Below are 19,070 nucleotides of genomic sequence, written 5' to 3' on the forward strand. Positions count from 1 at the left end.
GTGATCAGCAGGCCTTCGCCCGCCACCTTCTGGGCGGTGAAATCAAGGATCGTCGCGCCCGGTCCGTCACCTTTCACGGTAACGCCATCAACATCCAGCGATAGGCCATCGGCCAGCGCATAGCGCCCGGCGGCGATGTGCACCGTGTCACCGGGCTGCGCTTCGATCAACGCGGTCTGCAAGCTTTCCTGCGCGTTGCCGCCGGGTTTGACGTGAATGACCTTGGCCTGCACCAGGCTGGTGCAGGCCAGCATTACCCCGATCAACAGCGAGATCCGCATGAAATGATCCTTCCCATATCGTTTGTCGCCGCCAGTTTCCTCCGAACCCGCCGTCGGCTCAACCTCTGATTTCAGCAGTTAACACCCATTTATCGCTTTGGGCGCACGGGTTTGTTATCGAGTACGCCATGCATGCATTGATTCCCGCCCTGCAAATCCATGGTCTGTCCAAGGCCTTCGACGGTTTTCAGGCCGTCAACAGCCTCGATCTGGTGGTGCCGGCCGGGCAGATTTATGCCCTGCTCGGCCCCAACGGCGCCGGCAAGACGACAACCCTGCGCATGGTCACCGGTCTGGCGCGGCCCGACGCGGGCGAGATCAGTGTGTTTGGGGTGGATGCACTTGCCGATCCGATCGCCGCCAAGCGCCTGATCGCCTGGTTGCCGGATGAGCCGCTGCTTTATGACAAGCTGACTCCGATCGAATATCTCGCCTTCATTGCCGGCCTGTGGGGCGTGCCCGCCGCAGACGCGGAGCCGCGCGCCGAAGCGTTGTTGCAGCGCCTGACCCTGTGGGACAAGCGCGACAGCCGCTGCGAGGGCTTTTCGCGCGGCATGAAGCAGAAACTGGCGCTGGCCGGCGCGTTGATCCACGAACCGCGCCTGCTGATCCTTGATGAACCGCTGACCGGTCTCGATGCGGCGGCGGCCCGTTCGGTGAAGGATATCCTGCTGGAACAGGTCGCCGCTGGCGGCACGGTGATCCTGACGACTCACATTCTGGAAGTGGCTGAACGGATTGCCCAGCGCATCGGCATCATTCGTGCCGGCCGCATGGTGGCCGAAGGCAGCATGGCCGAACTTTCCGTTGGCCGCGCCGAAGGCACCACGCTGGAACAATTGTTCCTTGAGTTGGCAGAGGCGTGAGTGGCCGTATGAGCGTGCTGGCGCCGCCGGGCAGCCTGTCGTGGCTGGTGCTGCACGACGTGCGCGTGAAGGCGCGCGGCCGCCAGGGCCGCTGGGGCCGCATCATCGCCATCGTGCTGCTGGCGGCGCTGCCCATCCTGGGCGGCGCGGGCATGGCGTGGCGGGTGCGCGGCGGCGCTGACCTGCCGCAGGCTGCGCTCGGCTCGGTCGGCGCGGTGCTGCTTGGCATGCTGCTGGTGATGGTCAGTTCCGCCTATGCCCATGTGCTGCGGCTGGGCCGGGATCGCGGCGAGCTTGAACTGCTGCTCACCGCGCCGCTGCCGGTGGCGCGGGTGGTGGCGGCGCGGGTGGCGGGTGTGCAGGCGGTGGTGGCGCTGCCGTTCCTGCTGCTCACCGCGCCGTTCTTCCTGTTTTCTGCCGCCTTTGGCCATGTCACCTGGGTGGCCGGCCCACTGGTGGTGGTGGCCGTGGCGCTGGTGGCAACGGCGCTGGCGCTCACCATCGCCACGCTGCTGGATCGGTTGCTGGGGCCCAAGCTGGCCAAGCTGGTGGCGCAGGTGGCCGGCGTTGGCCTGGCAGCGGCGGTGTTTTCGCTGGGCCAGGCACCGAATTTTGCGCCCAAATGGTTCGATGCCCAATTGGCCTTTTTCTCGCAGCGCCCGCCGGCACCGTTTGACTGGCCGGCGCAGGCGGTGTTCGGACAGTCGTTGCCGCTGATCACCATGCTGGCGCTGGCGCTGGCAGCGGCACAATGTTCGGCATGGCTGGCGGCGGGCCGGATGGAGGCGGCACCGGCCGATCCCACCGCGGCTCCGACCCTGGCAGCGCCGCGCCGCAGCCGGGCGGTGCGCTTTGGCGGCAGTGCCACAGCAGTGCTATTCGGCAAGGAATTGAAACTGCTGGGCCGTGATCCCGAACTGATTTCGCAGATCGGCCAGCAGCTGGTTTTCATGGTGCCGATCCTGGCCCTGATCTTCACCGATGGCGACATCACGCCGGCGCGGCTGGCGGCGGCGGGCGTGTTCCTGGCCGGCGCCTTGTCTTCGTCGCTGGCGTGGCTGGTGCTGTGCGCCGAAGATGCGCCCGATCTGATTGCTGCTGCCCCGTTGCGCCCAGGCGTTGCCATTCGCGCCAAGCTGGCGGCCGCACTGACCCCGCCGCTGCTGATGGTGTGTGTGCTGGCGCTGGTGGTGTTGCCGAAATCACCGATCGCGGTGGTGGTGATGTTGCCGATGGCGCTGGTTGCCGGCTTGGCCAGCGCTGCCATGCAGAGCTGGACCCAGCCGCCCGCCCGCCGCAGCGCCTTTCGCCAACGCTATCGCAGTTCGCTGCTGATGGCGGTGGGGGAATTCGTGCTGCTGGGCAGCCTGGCTGGGGCCACCCGCCTGCTGCTTGCCGGCAGCTGGTGGACTGTGGCGGCGCTGGCAGTGCCGGCGCTGATGCTGGCCGGGGTGTGGTGGTTCAGGCCGAAACCGGCTGAGTGATCAGCCGCGCAGGGCCGCCGCCGCGCGTGCCCGCGCCTCGATCGCGGCCCAATCGGTTTCGCCGCGTGCCGCGATCCAGCTGCCGCCCACGCACGCCACCGATGGTTCGGCCAGCCATTCCGGCGCGCTGGCCAGCGTGATGCCGCCGGTTGGGCAGAATCGCACGTGGCCAAACGGCGCCGCCAGTGCACGCAGCATTGGCAGGCCGCCGGCAGCCACCGCCGGGAAGAGTTTCAGCCGGTTGAAGCCCATTTCCTGGGCGCGGATGATGTCGCTGGCGCTGGCCACGCCGGGCAGGAACGGCACACCGCTGGTGCGCGCCATTGATCCCAGCGCCGCCGTGATGCCGGGCGATACGATGAAGCGGGCGCCGGCCACCAGCGCGGCCGACAGATCGCCGGCTGAAATCACCGTGCCGGCACCAACGATGGCGCCCGGCACCTTGGCCATTTCGGTGATCACGTCCAGCGCGATCGGCGTGCGCAAGGTCACTTCCAGAACGGGCAGGCCGCCGGCCACCAGCGCTTCGGCCAGCGGCCGGGCGTGGGCGATGTCGTCCACCACCAGCACCGGGATTACCGGCGCCAGGGTCATCACGCTGTCGATATCCATCATGGCTGCTTTCTGCCAAAGGCGGCGGCAGCACCGTACAGGCCGGGCTGCGGATGGGTGATCAGCTTGACGGGCAGGCTGCGCATCAGAGTTTCAAATCGGCCCTTGGCGGCAAAGCGCCCGGCAAAACCCGAACGCGGCAGATGATCGGCGAGGCGAGCACCCAACCCTCCTCCAATTACCACGCCGCCGGCCCCATGGGCCAGCGCAATGTTGCCTGCAAACGTCCCCAGCGCCAGGCAGAATCGATCCAGCGCGGCCGCCGCCAGGCTGTCTGTGCCGCTCATGGCCAGCGCCCACAATGTCTTGTCGTCCATGGGCTGGATCGCGCGTCCTTCCAGTGACGCCAGCGCGGCGTGGATATCGGCCAGACCTGGCCCTGAAATAACGCGTTCTGCCGAAACCCGGCCAAAGCGGCGGCGGAAATGCGCCAGGATCGCATCTTCCAGGCTGTCCACCGGGGAAAAATCGCCGTGGCTGCCTTCGGTGGGCAGCACCTGCCAATCAGCAGCGCCCAAATGAGATTTGGCCTGCCTGACCAGCAGTCCAACCCCCAGCCCGGTGCCAGGCCCCAGCACGGAAATTGTGCCAGTGTCGGGAAACGGCTGATCCGGCCCGCAGATGTGCTGGAACTGATCTGCCCCGCAGGCGCCCACGGCATAGGCCACAGCCTCGAAATCATTCACCAGCACATGGGCATCAACGCCCAGTTTTTCGTTCACCATTGCGGGCCGGATCACCCAGGGATTGTTGGTCAGCTTCAGCTCTTCACCCACCACCGGACCGGCAACGGCAATGGCGGCGGCGCGGGGCAGCGCCCGGCCAATGCTGTTGCCAAAGCTTTCCCACGCCATCTGCAGCGAAGCATGTTCGGCGCAGCGCATCACCACCGGTTCATCCAGCGCCACCACGTTGCCAGCGCCATCCAGCCGGGCCAGCGCGAAACGGGCGTGAGTGCCGCCAATGTCGGCGGCGACAAGCTCAGTCATGCCAGCTCCTTGCGTCGCGTTCGGTCAGTGCGATGGCCGCCGCCGGGCCCCAGTTGCCGGCAGCATAAGGCTTTACGACCATGCCGGTTTCCGCCCAGCCGGCGCGGATCGCATCGATCCAGGTCCACTGCGCTTCCACTTCGTCGCGGCGCACGAACAGCGTCTGCCGGCCTTCGATCAGATCCAGCATCAGCCGTTCATAGGCAATGCGGCGGCGCACATCGGCAAAGGCATTGGTCATGCCGATATCGAGCGGCACAGCGCGCAGCTTCAGCCCGTCGCGGTCCAGCCCCGGCACCTTGGCCATCATCGTCAGGCCAACATTTTCATCGGGCTGGATGGAGATGATCAACTTGTTGGCCTGCAGCGCGGCATCGCCGAACATCGAATGCGGCACCGGGCGGAACTGTACGATGATCTCGCTCACCCGTTCCGGCATGCGTTTGCCGGTGCGCAGATAGAACGGCACACCTTTCCAGCGCCAGTTATCGACATGGGCCTTCAGCGCCACAAAAGTTTCGGTGTTGGACGGGCGGCCCAGTTCGTCCAGGTAGGCCGGCACCGGCTGGCCCAGAATCGCGCCTGCACCATATTGGCCGCGCACGCTGTGGCTTTCGACGTCCTTGGCGGTGATCGGCCGCAGCGATCGCAGCACCTTCACCTTTTCATCGCGCACGGCGGCCGGATCGAGCCGCGCTGGCGGTTCCATGGCGACCAGCGCCAGCAATTGCAGCATGTGGTTCTGCACCATGTCGCGCAGGGCGCCCATGCCGTCATAATAATCGGCGCGGCTTTCCAGCCCGACGGTTTCACCAACGCTGATCTGCACATGATCGATCCCGGCAGCGTTCCACAGCGGTTCCAGCAGCACGTTGCCAAAACGCAGCGCCAGTAGATTCTGGACGGTTTCCTTGCCCAGATAATGATCGATGCGGAAAATCTGGCTTTCGGGATAGGCGGCCGCCACGGCATCGTTGATCGCGCGGCTGCTGGCCAGATCGTGGCCCAGCGGCTTTTCCAGTGCCAGCCGTGCGCCGTCGCAGGCCAGCCCGGCGCTTGCCAGGCCAGCAATGGTCGACCCGAACAAGCTGGGCGCGGTCGACAGGAAGATCGCCAATCTGCACGGATCACCCACTTCGCTGGCCAGCGCGGCAAAGCCATCGGCGCGGGTGGCATCCAGCGGCACATAGGCCAGGCGATCGAGGAAGCTGGCAACGGCGGCTGCGGGCCGCCGGTCCGGCTCGATGAACTGTTCCAGCGCCTTGGCCGCCATCTCGCGGAAGCTGCCGCTGTCCAGCGCCGAACGCGCGGTACCAATGATGCGCAGATCAGGATGGAGCAGGCCATCCACGCTCAATCCGAACAGCGACGGGATCAGCATACGCCGCGAAAGATCGCCCGTCGCGCCGAACAAAAGCAGGGAAGTCGCCGCCGTCATCATGCTTCCTTGAACAGGAATGTGAACGTTAACGCAAGTATTGCCGCCCACAGTTACTGCCGCCCGGCTGGAGCGCCGATGGAGCGCTAATGGAGCGTGGCCCTGTCGTAGCCAAAACCCGGTGCCAGCGCCAGCCGTGCGCCTTCAGGCCTCGACGCCGGCCGGGATGATGTGGCCAGTGCGCGGCAACAGCTGTCTCAGCAAGGGGCCGGTCATGATGGTGGTCAGCACGGCCATCACCACCAGCATGGTGAACAGATTGGCCGGGATGACCCCGAGATCGCGGCCGATGTTGAGGACGATCAACTCCATCAGCGCGCGGGTGTTCATCAGGCTGCCCAGCACCGCGGATTCCGCCGGCGTGTAGCCCGACAGTCGCGCTGCGGCATAAACCGGCAAGATCTTAGCGAGGATGGCGACCGCAAGGATGACCGCCAGCCAGCCCAGATCCGCCAGCCCCAGCCCGAGCAGATTGGTGCGCAGGCCGGTGTAGGTGAAGAACACCGGCAGGAAGAACACCAGCACAAAGCCGCCAACCTGGCCCTTCCATGCGCTCACGAAGGCGGCGTGGCGGTGCATGATCAGCCCGCCGAGGAAGCCGCCGAAAATGGCGAAGATGCCCAGCTTGTAAGTGCAGATGGCGAGGCCGAACGTCATCGCCAGCATGGCCGCCATCAGCGTGGGATCAAGCCGGCCGCTGCTGGGCGGAAAAGCCGCCACCAGCCGGCTGGCCAACGGCGCCAGCACCACCCGCGCCACGATCAGCAAGGTGGCGATGCCGGCCAATTGCAGCGCCAGCGCACCACCCGAGAATCGCGCCGCTGCCAGCGCCGAGATGGAGGCGAGCAGCACCCAGCCCGCCACGTCGTTAACGGCCGCTGCCGCAATTGCCACCACGCCCATCGGTTTGTCGGTCAGCCCGAACTGCGCCAGGATGCGCCCCAGGATCGGCAGCGCCGTGATTGCCAGCGCGTTGCCGAAGAACAGGGAATACAGCAGCGGATCGATGCCCGGGGCGAGGCTCGGCGCCGTGATCCAGCCCAGCGCCAGCCCGCCGGCCAGCGGCACCACCACCGACGCAGCCGCAATCAGCAGCGCGCCCTTGCGGTGTTGCGGGGTCTGCAGATGGCCGAACTCGAATTCCATGCCGATCTGGAACATCAACAGGGTCAGGCCGATCTGGCTGATGATGGTGATGGCCGATGCCGGTGTGGCGCCGAACAGCGAAATCGACAGCGCGGGCGCCAGCGCACCCAGCAGGGAGGGCCCGAGCATCAGGCCGGCAACGATCTCCCCCACCGCGCCGGGCTGGCCCAGCCGCCGGGCGACGATGTTGAGTGTGCGGGCCGCGCCGATCATGATGATCAGCTGCACCAGAATGCTGAACAGCAGGTCTTCGCTGGCGTGGACGCCGGTGCTCATGGCTGGGCCAGCAAGGGGATGTGAACGCTCATCTGCATGGCATAGACCGCATTTGCGCCTGTTGCTCAAGCGGCCAACCGCCGCGGCTTGCTGCATCTGCAAAGCGTCAGGTGGCGCGGCCGCCACAACGGCCTAGGATGGCGGTCATGCTTCCTGTTGCCTTGATCGGTGCCGGCTGTTCCGGCTTTACCACCGCCAAGCGGTTGCGCGACGAGGGGATTGTTTTCGACTGGTTCGAAGCGTCGGACCGGATTGGCGGCAACTGGGCTTACAACAACCCCAACGGCATGAGCAGCGCGTACCAGTCGCTGCACATCGACACGTCGAAATGGCGGCTGCAGTTTGAGGAGTACCCGGTGCCCGGCGACTGGCCGGATTTCCCGCACCACAGCCTGATCGCGCAATATTTCAATGATTATGTCGATCATTTCGGGCTGCGGAGCCTGGTGCAGTTTGAAACGCCGGTGATGCAGGTCACGCGCCGGGCGGATGGGAACTGGGATGTGAAGACCAGGCATGGCACCAAGGCCTATCGTGCCGTCGTGGTGGCCAATGGCCATCACTGGAGCCCGAACCGCCCGGTGTGGGAGGGCCAGTTCAATGGCGCCATCATCCATGCGCACGACTATCGCACCCCCTTCGCGCCGCTGAACCTGATCGGCAAACGGGTCATGGTGGTGGGGCTGGGCAACAGCGCAGTCGATATCGCTTCCGAGCTTGGCCAGCGCAGCATCACCGAACGCTGCTTTGTCTCGACCCGGCGCGGCGTGTGGGTGCTGCCCAAATATTTCAACGGCGTCCCCGCCGACAAGCAGGCGGCGCCGCCATGGCTGCCGCTACCAATCGCGCGCTGGATCGGCCGCCGCAAGGTGAAGAGCCTGGTCGGCAACATGGAAGATTATGGCCTGCCAACGCCCGACCATGAACCGCTGGACGCCCACCCCACAGTGAGCGGCGAGTTCCTCACCCGCGTCGGCAGCGGCGACATCGCAGTAAAGCCGGCCATCGCCCGGCTGGATGGCGACGGGGTGGTGTTCACCGATGGCAGCCGCGAAGTGCTGGACGCGATCATCTGCGCGACGGGCTACAACATCGAATTTCCGTTCCTGTCGCCCGACGACGCCAAGGTGATCGATAATCACATCCCGCTCTACAAGCGCATGGTGCAGGCTGATCCGGCCCTGCACGGCCTGTGGTTCATGGGGCTGGCGCAAACGCTGCCAACACTGGTCAACCTGGCGGAACAGCAATCAAAGCTGCTGGCGGCGTATCTGGCCGGGCGGTACGCGCTGCCGTCGCCGCAAGCGATGGCGCAAACAATCGTCGCCGAAGAAGAACGCTATCAGGGCCATTATTACGCCAGCCGCCGCCACACCATGCAGGTGAATTTCGAACCTTATGTAACGGATCTGAGCGCCGAAATCAGGCGGGGAGCGAAACGGACGGTGCGTCAGGCGGCGTAAGCGGAAGCCGTGCCAGCCAGGCAAAGCGGCCCCACAGCAACACGGCTGACAGCGCACTGGCGATGATGATCGCCCAGATCAGGCCATCCACCCCGCCGCCCGATGTGATGCCCAGCCAGTACGCCAGCGGCATCATCACCACCACATAGGAAATGATGTGAATCATCGCCGGCGCGCGGATGTCCGATCGGGCGCGCAGCGATTGCGCGGCCACCACCTGCAGGCCGTCGGCCGCAAAGAACAGGCTGGAAAGGATCATGGCGCTGGCGATACCGGCCATCACGGCTGCTTCGCGAGAGTAAGCCGCGGCAATGGCATCGGGGAACAGCCACACCCCCAGCGACACGATCAGCAGAACCGCCGACGTCACGCCAAACCCTTGCCCGGCCGAAGCCAGCATGGCGCGGGAATCGCGGGCGCCATAGGCCCGGCCGACCAGCACCGATGTCGCCACCGAAAGCCCCAGCGGCACCATGAACACCAGTGCCGCCACGTTGATCACCACGGCCCAGATCGCCACCGCCGTGACGCTGATCCAGCCGGCAAACACCGCCATCGCCGAAAAGGCCAGGCTTTCGATGAAATAGCTCACCGCCGCGCCATAGCCGACAGCGCGCATCGCCCGGGCTGCGGCTGCATCGCGCGGCGCCGGTGACAGCACGCCCAGTTCCCGCGAGCGGCGCCAGCGCAGGATGACAGCTGCCAGCACCACCAGCAGGAACAGCCGGCTGGCAAAGGTCGCCCAGGCGCTCGCCGCTGCACCGCTCACCCCGAAGATATTGTCACCGGGCACCAGCCACAGATTGACGAAGAGGTTGACGATATTTGCCAGCCACATTGCCACCATGCCGGTAATGGCGCGGCCGTGGGCCTCCAGCCAGAACAGCCCGGCATCGGCGACGATGATAGGCACCAGCGACACTGCCTGCACCTGCAGCACCAGCGTCGCGCCCTCAGCCAGCCCCGGCGCCATGTCGAACGCCACCAGCATTGGCCCGCCGGTGACGAACAGGAACAGCGCGCAAGCCAGCGAAATCCACGTGGCATAGGCCAGCCCGCGCCGCAGGATCGCGCCGGTTTCGGCTTCGCGGCCTTCGCCGATGGCCTGGCTGGTCATCACCTGCACGCCCGACAACAGGCCCAGCGCGGTGGTCAGCACCACGCCGGTCACCGCCCAGCCCAGCGCGTGATAGCTCAGTTCGCTGGCGCTATAACGGCCAACAACAATGGTATCGACCAGACCCATCGCCATGATGCCCAGCCGCGACGCGACGACCGGCGCTGCCAGCTTCAGCAGCACCGGCAGGCCGTGGTCGGCCGTTTCGTCTGGGGCAGGGCTGGCCTGCATGATGGATCATCCCGGTTGGCAAAAAGCCGCTCCGGATACAGGGTGCGGCGGCAACAGGCAAATTACGGCTTTGTGGGCGGGGGCGGAACCAGCCTGCAGCCACGATTGAACATCACGCCCTTGATGTAGCTGCGGCGCAGCTGTCCGGCCAGCCGGGCGCCGGCGGCTTTGCGCGCCGATTTGCTGGCACCGGTGATTTCGCGGATTAGCCCCTGCCCCAGGATCAGATTGCCGGTGATGCTCTCGGCGCCGTCCAGCAACTGCTCGGCCGGGTCGCGGCCGCGCTTGCTGGCCAAGGCCGGATCATCGACATCGGGGCCAACCAGCGTCGTGATCCAGTTCACTTCGGCGTTGAGCTGCCTGCAGGTGCGCAAGCCTTCCAACGCATAGGGCCGCGCCATGATCGCGGCCAGTTCCGGCGCCGTCTTGGTCGCCATGATATTGAGATCGCGCAGCGGCTTTGTGGCCGCGCGTTCCAGCGCGTCGTCGGTTTCACCCTTGTCGGGGGTGACGATCTGCTCGGCTCCGGTCGGGGTAGGTGCCGCGGCCTGCTGCGCAGCGGCCTTTGTGGTGATGAGAAGGGCAAGAAGCAGAACGTGCGAGTGTTTCATCGCGGCAGAATCGCGCAAAAATCGGCGCAGAGCAAGTGGCTTGCCGCCCGGTGCCGAACTGTCAGCCCTTCCCCATCAGGCGCAGCACTTCGGTGCGGCTGCTGTGATCGTTGCGGAATGTGCCCATCATGCGGCTGGTGGTCATCACCACGCCCGGGGTCATCACGCCGCGGGCCGACATGCAGGCATGCGTCGCTTCGATCACCACGGCGACGCCCACCGGATCAAGATGCTGCTGGATGCAATCGGCCACTTCCGCCGTCAATCGTTCCTGCACCTGCAGCCGCCGGGCATAGCCGTGCAGCACGCGCGCCAGCTTTGAAATGCCCACCACCCGGCTGCGCGGCAGATAGGCGATGTGCGCCCTGCCGATGATCGGCGCCATGTGATGTTCGCAGTGCGACTGGAACGGGATGTCGCGCAGGATCACGATCTCGTCATAGCCGCCGACTTCGGCAAAGGTGCGCGACAGGTGCAGGCCGGGATCTTCGGCATAGCCCTTGGTATATTCGCGCCAGGCCTTGGCCACGCGCTTTGGCGTGTCGAGCAGGCCTTCGCGGGTCGGATCATCGCCGGTCCAGCGAATCAGCGTGCGAATGGCGTCTTCGGCTTCGGCCTGCGGGATGGTGATGAAATCGGCGCGCGCCGGCGCGTCCATCGGGCTGTCGTCGTCATAAATGGTCATCAGAGAAACTCCAGCTCGAGCACGGAGCCGGTGCGGCATCCGCCTGGCCCGCTGCGGCCAATCAGGATGCGCGGCCTAGGCGCTCCCGCCCGGCCCCGCAATCGCGCTGTTGTCGCAGTGGCGCGCTGGTCGCTGTTCAGCCTGTCTGGCGGGCGCGGCTGGCGCGCTTGCGCTCGTTGGGATCGAGGTGGATCTTGCGCAGGCGGATGTGATTGGGCGTCACCTCCACCAGTTCGTCCTCGTCGATATAGGCGATGGCCTGTTCCAGCGTCAGCTTCTTGGGCGGTGACAGCTGGATGGCATCATCCTTGCCGCTGGCGCGGAAGTTGGTCAGCGCCTTCGATTTCAGCGGGTTGACCTCAAGATCTTCCTCACGTGCGTTCTCGCCGATCACCATGCCCTGGTAAACAGATTCGCCCGGGCCGATCATCAGGATGCCGCGCGGCTGCAGATAGCCCAGTGCATAGGTGACGGCTTCGCCGCTTTCCGTCGAGATCAGCACGCCGTTGGCGCGACCGGAAATCGTGCCCTTGTGCGGGCCGTATTTTTCAAACAGCCGGTTCATGATGCCGGTGCCGCGCGTGTCGGACAGGAACTCGCCGTGATAGCCGATCAGGCCGCGCGACGGAGACGAGAAGGTGAGGCGGGTCTTGCCGCCGCCGCTCGGGCGCATGTCGGTCATCTCGGCCTTGCGGGTCGCCATCTTTTCGACAACCGTGCCGGAATAGGCTTCGTCCACGTCGATCACGACGATTTCATAGGGCTCGGTGCGCTTGCCGGCTTCATCGGTGCCGAAAATCACCCGCGGGCGGCTGATCGACAGTTCAAAGCCTTCGCGGCGCATGGTTTCAATCAGCACGCCCAGCTGCAGTTCGCCGCGGCCAGCCACTTCAAATGCGTCCTTCGACGGCAGTTCGGTGATGCGGATCGCCACATTGCCTTCAGCTTCGCGGGCCAGGCGATCAGCGATCATGCGACTGGTCACCTTCGAACCATCCTTGCCGGCATAGGGGCTGTCATTCACGCTGAAGGTCATCGACAGGGTCGGCGGATCGATCGGCTGCGCGGCCAGCGCTTCGCTCACGCTCTGTTCGGCGATGGTATCGGCCACGGTGGCCTTGGTCAGGCCAGCCAGGGCGACGATGTCCCCGGCCACGGCTTGATCGACAGCAACACGCTCGAGGCCGCGGAAGGCAAAGATCTTCGACGCGCGGCCGATTTCGGCCACCTTGTTGTCCGGGTTCAGCGCGTGGATCGGGCTGTTCACCTTCAGCGTGCCCGACATGATGCGCCCCGTCAGGATGCGGCCCAGGAAATTGTCGCGGTCCAGCAGCGAAACCAGCATGCGGAACGGCGCTTCCGGGTCACCGCTGGGCGGCGGCACATGATCGACGATCTTCTGGAACAGCGGCTTCAGGTCGCCCGAACGCACATCATCGGTCGGCCCGGCATAACCGCCACGGCCCGAGGCATAGAGGATGGGAAAATCGAGCTGATCGTCGTTGGCTTCCAGCGTCACGAACAGATCGAACACTTCGTTCAACACTTCGCTGGCGCGCGCATCGGGACGATCGATCTTGTTGACCACCACGATTGGCCGCAGGCCCAGCGCCAGCGCCTTGCCGCAGACGAATTTGGTTTGCGGCATCGGGCCTTCGGCGGCATCGACCAGCAGGATCACGCCATCAACCATCGACAGGATGCGTTCCACTTCGCCGCCGAAATCGGCGTGGCCGGGGGTATCGACGATGTTGACGTGGTAGGGATTGCCATCGGCATCGGCCCATTCGATGCTGGTGCACTTGGCCAGGATGGTGATCCCGCGTTCTTTTTCCAGATCGTTGGAATCCATGGCCCGTTCGGCCACGCGCTGGTTGTCGCGGAAGGTGCCGGACTGGCGGAACAGCTGGTCGACCAGAGTGGTCTTGCCATGGTCGACGTGCGCGATGATCGCGATGTTGCGGGTGGACATGCGGGGCTTCCGGACAAATGAGGCGTTAGCAGCCGTTGGGGGCAATTCGGGTCAGATCGCCAGCTGTGGGCCGGCCATATCGGCTGCGCCCATAGGGCAAGCCCGGCATAAGGGCAAGCCAAGGGTCTGCAGTGTGTGCTGCACTGCCGCAAAAGCGGTGCAAACCGCTTGCAGATGATTGACACCAGACGATGACAATGGGCATGTCCGAGACAAAGCGGAAGGTTCGCCCGAATGGTCGATGACGAACAGGGAAATACAGCAAACCAGCAAGGGTCTTACCGGGGCCTGACGGTTGGCGCCCTGCTGGCTGAAGCGCGGGCGGCGGCTGGGCGCGAGTTGGCCGATGTGGCCCGCGAAACCCGCGTGCCGCTGCGGCATCTGATGGCCATCGAAGCCGATGATCACGAAGCGTTGCCGGCGCTGCCCTATGCGCTGGGCTTCGTGAAGACCTTTGCACGCAGTGTCGGCCTCAATCCCGAAGCCGTGGGCGCCCAGTTCCGTACGGAAACCCGGTTGACCCCGCATGTGCCAACCGCACCCAGCCTGGAACCGCTGGATGAAGCGCGCCTGCCATCGCGTGGGCTGGCCTTTGCCGGGCTGGCGGTGCTGGTGCTGGTGATCGGCGGTCTCGGGCTTTATGGCAGTGGCGTGCTGGAGCCGGTGCCGAGCGCTCCGCCGGCTGCGGCGGTCACGCCGCCGGGCCAGGTTGCGGGCTCGGCGCCGGCAGCCCCGGCTGGCGGCGTGCCGATTGTTGCCCCCGCCACCCCCGCCACCCCGGCCACTCCGGCGGCGATCCCCGCCAGCGGGCCGGTGGTGCTGACGGCGCGCGAGGATGTGTGGGTGAAAATCTATAGCCGTGTCACCGGCAAACGCGCCTTTCAAGGCCTGATGGTGGCGGGGAGCATCTACAATGTGCCGGAAGACAATGGCCCGCTGGTGCTGCGCGCCGGCCGCGCCGGGGTGATCGAAGTGACGGTGGCCGGCGTGAAGCTGCCGCCCCTTGGCGGCCCGGTGGATACCATTGACGGCGTTGTGCTGACCGCGCCGGCGTTGGCGGAACGCTTTGCCGGGTCTGCTGCTGCCGCGCCGCTCGTTCAGGGTCCGGCAAGTCAGGCTGCGCCACAACCGGCGCCACGCTGAGTTTCTGGAGCCCGACCTTGACCCGTTTGCTGCCCGCCCTGCTTGCTGCTGCCGTGCTGTTGCCCGCCCCGCTGGCGGCGCAGGCGGTGGATGTGGGCAAGCTGGATCGCCGGGTGGGAACGCTCGAATCGGAAATGCGCGCCGTGCAGCGCAAGGTGTTTCCCGGCGGCAACGCGCGCTACTTCGAACCGGAAATCCCGGCCCAGGCCGCCGCGCCCGTGCCTGCGCCGGAAACGCCGCCGGCCACCACGCCGATTGCCGATCTGACCGGACGGGTGGATGCGCTGGAAGGCCAGTTGAAAACCATGACCGGCCAGATCGAGGCCATGGAATACAAGCTGCGGCAGCTGGAAGACAGCCAGCGCCGGTTGAAGGGCGATGCGGAATTTCGCCTGAACGCGCTGGAAAATCCCGGCGGCGCAGCTGCACCGGTGGACGGTTCGGCACCGGTCGCCGCTCCGGCCACGGGTTCGGCCACGGGTTTAGGCGGCACGGTTGCGGCCCCCATCAAGCCTGCCGCCAAGCCAACCACCAAGCCAGCTACCGACGGGGCCGCCTGGGCTGTGGCTTATCCCAAGGTGACCGCGCGCGACTGGCCGGGTGTTGAAACCGCCATGAGCCAGTTCGTTGCCGATTGGCCGAAATCCACCCGCGTGCCGCAGGCCAAATATTGGCTTGGCCGCAGCTTTGCCGCGCGCACGCAATATCCGCAGGCCGCCAAGGCGTTCCTCGATGTCTATCAGTCGGCTCCGCGCTCAACCCCGGCGCCAGACGCCCTGATTGCGCTCGCCAACGCTCTGAACGCCATGACCAAGCCCAAGGACGCCTGCCAGGTGCTGGGCGAATTGGAAACAGTGTATGGAGCCAAATTGACCGATACGCAGAAGGCCGATGCCGGCCGCCAGCGCACGAAAGCCAAGTGCGCTGCGTGAGCCCGCCAGATGTGCGGCCTGATCTTGCCGCACTGATCGGGGCAGCGCTGGGCCGCCCGGTTTCCGTTGATGAACGCCTTGCCGTGGCAACCTCGGGCGGGCCAGACAGCCTGGCGCTGCTGTCGCTGGCGGCGGCGGCTTTTCCGGGCCGGGTAACGGCGCTTACAGTTGATCACCGCCTGCGGGCCGCCGCCGCTGCTGAAGCCGCTGGTGTTGCGGCCCAGTGCGCCGCACGCGCCATTCCCCATCAAACGCTTGTGCGTGAAGGCCCGGGCTTTGACAGCAATGTGCAGGCCCGCGCCCGGGCGGCCCGCTATGAATTGCTTGGCGATTGGTGCGTGCAGCACCGGCATGCACTGCTGCTGACGGCGCATCATGCCGATGATCAGGCCGAAACCCTGCTGATGCGGCTGGGCCGCGCCAGCGCCAGCGGCGGGTTAGCCGGCATCCGTGCCGCACGGCCGCTGCGGGCCGACCAGCCATCGGGCGTGATGCTGGTGCGGCCCTTGCTGGGCTGCCGCAAGGCAGCGCTTTCAGCCATTGCTGCAGCCGCTGGCTGGCAACTGGTCGATGATCCCGCGAACCACGACACACGCCACGATCGCACGCAGGCCAGGGCCCTGCTGGCCGCCAATCCGGCGCTGGATGCTGCTGCTCTGGCGGCCAGCGCGGCGCATCTGGCCGCCGATGCCCAAGCTCTGGCCTGGGCGGCCGATCTGGCTTGGGCCGGGCGGGTGCGCGAAACCGATGGTCGCTTGGCAATTGATGCCGGCGGGCTGCCCGCAGCGCTGGTGCAGCGGTTGCTGGCACGGGCGGTGGAAACGCTGGCTTTGGAAACGCTGGCAGGCCGGCCGGTGCGGGGCAGTGACATCGCCCGGCTGGCGGCGCGACTCGGTGATGGTTTCAGCGGCACGTTGGCCGGCGTAGTCGCGCGGCCCGGCACAATCTGGCAACTTTCCGTCACCCAGCCGCCACAGAAGGGCGGCAAAAGGCCACAAAACGCCGCCTGAAACGGGGCAGAACAGCACAGGCGGATTGCAACGCAGTCATTCCGCCCTATCTTGGGTTTGTGAGCGCTGAACGGTTTGCCGTTGCTTTGCACACGCGTCCGTATCTGATCGGGAACAGTTCATGTCCGAAGGCCCCAACAACCGCACGCCCAGCCCCTGGATGAAAAATCTGGGTTTGTGGGTCGTCATCCTGCTTGGCCTCGCCGTGGCGGTGAACGTGATGCAGGGCACCGGTTCCTCGCGCAGCGGCGATACGCTGGTCTATTCGGATTTCCTGGCGCGCGTGGATGATGGCGCAGTGAAATCGGTCGAGATCCGTGGTGATGAAATTGTTGGCCGCACCAGCGGCGATGAAGAATTCCGCACCTTCAACCCCGGTGACACCCAACTGATCGAGCGCCTTCGCGCCAAGGGCGTGCGCTTTGACGCCAAGCCGGAGGAAAGCCGTTCGGTGATCGCGCAGCTGTTCCTGAACATGCTGCCCTTCATCCTGATGATCGGCATCTGGATCTTTGTGATGCGTCAGATGCAGAACGGTGCCGGCCGCGGCGCCATGGGTTTCGGCAAATCGCGCGCCAAGCTGCTCGTTCAGAAGGAAGGCCGTGTAACGTTTGAAGACGTGGCCGGCATTGATGAAGCCCGCGAAGAACTGCAGGAAATCGTCGACTTCCTGAAGGATCCGGGCCGTTTCAGCCGCCTGGGCGGCAAGATTCCGAAGGGCGCGCTACTGGTCGGCCCGCCCGGCACCGGCAAGACGCTGCTGGCCCGCGCCATTGCTGGCGAAGCCAATGTGCCGTTCTTCTCCATTTCGGGTTCCGATTTCGTCGAAATGTTCGTCGGCGTCGGTGCCAGCCGTGTCCGCGACATGTTCGAACAGGGCAAGAAGTCGGCGCCGTGCATCATCTTCATCGATGAAATCGACGCCGTCGGCCGCAGCCGTGGCGCTGGCTTGGGCGGCGGCAACGACGAACGCGAGCAGACATTGAACCAGCTGCTGGTGGAAATGGACGGCTTCGATACCAACGAAGGTATCATCATCATCGCCGCCACCAACCGCCCCGATGTGCTTGACCCGGCGTTGCTGCGTCCCGGCCGTTTCGATCGCCAGGTGGTGGTGGGCCGCCCAGATATCGATGGGCGCGAGAAGATTCTGGGCGTCCACATGAAGAAGGTGCCGTTGGCGCCCGACGTGAACGCCCGCACCATCGCGCGCGGCACGCCGGGCTTTGCCGGGGCCGATCTCGCCAATCTGGTCAACGAAGCCGCGTTGCTGGCCGCCCGCCGCGGCAAGCGACTGGTGTCGATGCGCGAATTCGAAGACGCCAAGGACAAGGTGCTGATGGGCACCGAACGCAAGACCATGGCGATGACCGAAGACGAGAAGAAAATGACCGCCTATCACGAGGCCGGCCACGCGCTTGTCTCGCTGCATGAACAGGCGTCGGACCCGATTCACAAGGCCACCATCATCCCGCGCGGCCGCGCGCTGGGCATGGTGATGCGCCTGCCGGAACGCGATCAGTACAGTTATCACCGGGACAAGATGTACGCCAACCTGGCGGTCGCCATGGGTGGCCGTGTCGCTGAAGAAGTGATCTTCGGCTATGACAAGGTCAGCTCCGGCGCGTCGTCCGATATCAGCTATGCCACCGATCTGGCGCGCTCGATGGCGACCCAGTGGGGCATGTCCGACAAGTTGGGCCCGCTGAAATATGTCGAGAACCAGGAAGAGGTGTTCCTGGGCCACAGCGTGACCAAGGCGCAGAACATGTCGGAAGAGACCGCGCAGATGATCGACAGCGAAGTGCGCGCCATCGTGACCACCGGCTATGACCGCGCCAAATACGTGCTGACCGAGAATATCGACCAGCTGCACGCTATTGCTGGCGCACTGCTTGAATATGAAACCCTGACCGGTGACGAGATCAAGCAGGTGATGGACGGCGGCACCATCAATCGCGGCAGTGCCACCACCACTCCGGTGGCGCGTCCGGCTTCGGGCACGTCGGCCATCCCCAAGGCGGGCCGTCGCGGCACCGGCCTGGGTGAGGCGCCCGCCGGCGTTTGAGAGGCCGGCTGGCGGCTTTGGTGATCCTCGCGGCGGCTCCCGTGGCCGCCGCTGACACCCAGCCGCATTGATCTTGGCCTGTCGCGGAAGACCTGAAGAATCAGGAAGTGGCAGCCTCCGGCGGGCCGGCCGGAGGCCTGCACCCATTTGTTTTACGATGATGCGGGCGCGAAATGTGTCGCTTGTCGCGGCTCTGATGAAGGCGGGTCCAGGGCCTCAGGCCCTGGCCGCCGGAGGCCCGTTTCCTTGCTTGCGTAGGGTTTGCATTTCCAGGACTTGGTATCAGACGGTTGATGGCTCTGACCTGATGAAGTTCGCCAGCGTCGAGACCAGGAAGCCGCGATGATCAGTCTTCGCTATATTCGCTCGGTTCGCGGCCCAGTTCCGGCTTGGCGAAGGCATAGACGGCCAGCGCCAGCAACGCCGCTGCGCCCAGCCAATAGGTGACCGACGGGCCGATCTGATACAGGCCGATGCCGACGGCTGGTGCAAACACGAAGCAGCTGCCGTTGACCGAGGTGACCGCGCCCGCAACGCCGCCCTGTTCGGCGCGGGAGACGGCGATGCTGGCACCAGCGGTGAAGCCCGGCCGCGCCAGGCCATAGCCCATGCTCATCAGCGCAAACGCGATCACCAGCGCATAAAGGCTGCCGGAAACCGCGATGCCGGCCGTTCCCGCAGCGGCAAGCAGCGTGCCCCAGCGCATCAGCGCCGGCGGCGTCAGACGCAGCTGCGGGATCAGCACC

General features: G+C 65.7%; 16 protein-coding genes and 1 pseudogene. 7 read left to right on the top strand and 10 right to left on the bottom strand.

Going from position 1 to position 19,070, the window contains the following annotated elements; genetic code table 11:
• A pseudogene (locus tag RMO81_RS13675) lies at positions 1-281 on the bottom strand (hypothetical protein); the annotation flags it as partial.
• A 128-nt stretch (positions 282-409) separates the two neighbouring features.
• Between RMO81_RS13675 and RMO81_RS13680 the strand changes: the two are divergent.
• Together RMO81_RS13680 and RMO81_RS13685 are read left to right on the top strand one after the other, a co-directional pair.
• Complete coding sequence (locus RMO81_RS13680; protein WP_310476448.1) at positions 410-1,147, top strand: ABC transporter ATP-binding protein; 738 nt, start codon at positions 410-412, stop codon at positions 1,145-1,147.
• The gene (locus RMO81_RS13685) at positions 1,144-2,631 is read left to right on the top strand and encodes a hypothetical protein (protein WP_310476449.1); all 1,488 of its coding nucleotides are present in this window, start codon (positions 1,144-1,146) and stop codon (positions 2,629-2,631) included. The genes RMO81_RS13680 and RMO81_RS13685 overlap by 4 nt, the downstream gene beginning before the upstream one ends.
• Here the strand turns inward: RMO81_RS13685 and eda are convergent, their stop codons facing one another.
• The 4 genes from eda to RMO81_RS13705 form a co-directional block, all read right to left on the bottom strand.
• Positions 2,632-3,243 carry a bifunctional 4-hydroxy-2-oxoglutarate aldolase/2-dehydro-3-deoxy-phosphogluconate aldolase gene (gene eda, locus RMO81_RS13690; RefSeq protein WP_310476461.1) on the bottom strand — a complete coding sequence of 204 codons (612 nt, stop codon included), beginning with the start codon at positions 3,241-3,243 and terminating at the stop codon, positions 2,632-2,634.
• Positions 3,243-4,232, bottom strand: coding sequence for a glucokinase (gene glk, locus RMO81_RS13695; protein ID WP_310476450.1), 990 nt, complete (start codon positions 4,230-4,232; stop codon positions 3,243-3,245). The genes eda and glk overlap by 1 nt, the downstream gene beginning before the upstream one ends.
• Positions 4,225-5,673 carry a glucose-6-phosphate dehydrogenase gene (zwf, locus tag RMO81_RS13700; protein ID WP_310476451.1) on the bottom strand — a complete coding sequence of 483 codons (1,449 nt, stop codon included), beginning with the start codon at positions 5,671-5,673 and terminating at the stop codon, positions 4,225-4,227. The genes glk and zwf overlap by 8 nt, the downstream gene beginning before the upstream one ends.
• A 141-nt stretch (positions 5,674-5,814) precedes the next feature.
• The gene (locus RMO81_RS13705) at positions 5,815-7,092 is read right to left on the bottom strand and encodes a cation:proton antiporter (RefSeq protein WP_310476452.1); all 1,278 of its coding nucleotides are present in this window, start codon (positions 7,090-7,092) and stop codon (positions 5,815-5,817) included.
• Between the two features lie 146 nt (positions 7,093-7,238).
• Between RMO81_RS13705 and RMO81_RS13710 the strand changes: the two genes are divergently transcribed.
• Positions 7,239-8,555, top strand: a complete 1,317-nt coding sequence (locus tag RMO81_RS13710) for an NAD(P)-binding domain-containing protein (RefSeq protein WP_310476453.1) — start codon at positions 7,239-7,241, stop codon at positions 8,553-8,555.
• Here RMO81_RS13710 and RMO81_RS13715 read toward each other — a convergent pair.
• The 4 genes from RMO81_RS13715 to typA all read right to left on the bottom strand — a co-directional run bounded on the left by RMO81_RS13715 (position 8,515) and on the right by typA (position 13,171).
• Positions 8,515-9,903 (bottom strand): MATE family efflux transporter, encoded by a 1,389-nt coding sequence (locus RMO81_RS13715; RefSeq protein WP_310476454.1) that lies wholly within the window; start codon positions 9,901-9,903, stop codon positions 8,515-8,517. The genes RMO81_RS13710 and RMO81_RS13715 overlap by 41 nt on opposite strands.
• A 62-nt stretch (positions 9,904-9,965) precedes the next feature.
• Entirely contained in the window at positions 9,966-10,514 is a 549-nt protein-coding gene (locus tag RMO81_RS13720; protein WP_310476455.1) for a hypothetical protein, read from the bottom strand.
• A 61-nt stretch (positions 10,515-10,575) separates the two neighbouring features.
• A complete protein-coding gene (gene folE, locus RMO81_RS13725; protein WP_310476462.1) occupies positions 10,576-11,172 on the bottom strand; it encodes a GTP cyclohydrolase I FolE in 597 nt (198 codons plus the stop codon).
• A gap of 163 nt (positions 11,173-11,335) precedes the next feature.
• Positions 11,336-13,171: a translational GTPase TypA gene (gene typA, locus RMO81_RS13730; protein ID WP_310476456.1), complete on the bottom strand. Its 1,836-nt coding sequence runs from the start codon at positions 13,169-13,171 to the stop codon at positions 11,336-11,338.
• A 234-nt stretch (positions 13,172-13,405) separates the two neighbouring features.
• On the opposite strand from typA, the gene RMO81_RS13735 reads away from it, so the two are divergent.
• The 4 genes from RMO81_RS13735 to ftsH all read left to right on the top strand — a co-directional run bounded on the left by RMO81_RS13735 (position 13,406) and on the right by ftsH (position 18,324).
• The gene (locus RMO81_RS13735; RefSeq protein ID WP_310476457.1) at positions 13,406-14,314 is read left to right on the top strand and encodes a helix-turn-helix domain-containing protein; all 909 of its coding nucleotides are present in this window, start codon (positions 13,406-13,408) and stop codon (positions 14,312-14,314) included.
• A 17-nt stretch (positions 14,315-14,331) separates the two neighbouring features.
• Positions 14,332-15,246, top strand: coding sequence for a YbgF trimerization domain-containing protein (locus RMO81_RS13740; RefSeq protein ID WP_310476458.1), 915 nt, complete (start codon positions 14,332-14,334; stop codon positions 15,244-15,246).
• Entirely contained in the window at positions 15,243-16,256 is a 1,014-nt protein-coding gene (gene tilS / locus RMO81_RS13745) for a tRNA lysidine(34) synthetase TilS (protein WP_310476459.1), read from the top strand. Before RMO81_RS13740 ends, tilS begins: the two co-directional genes overlap by 4 nt.
• A gap of 121 nt (positions 16,257-16,377) precedes the next feature.
• Complete coding sequence (gene ftsH, locus RMO81_RS13750) at positions 16,378-18,324, top strand: ATP-dependent zinc metalloprotease FtsH (RefSeq protein WP_310476460.1); 1,947 nt, start codon at positions 16,378-16,380, stop codon at positions 18,322-18,324.
• 346 nt (positions 18,325-18,670) lie between these two features.
• On the opposite strand, the gene RMO81_RS13755 is transcribed toward ftsH, so the two are convergent.
• On the bottom strand, positions 18,671-19,070 hold a 400-nt coding region (locus RMO81_RS13755; protein ID WP_409049623.1), incomplete at its 5' end, for an MFS transporter.

This window comes from Sandarakinorhabdus sp., assembly GCF_031422795.1.
Taxonomy (GTDB): domain Bacteria; phylum Pseudomonadota; class Alphaproteobacteria; order Sphingomonadales; family Sphingomonadaceae; genus Sandarakinorhabdus.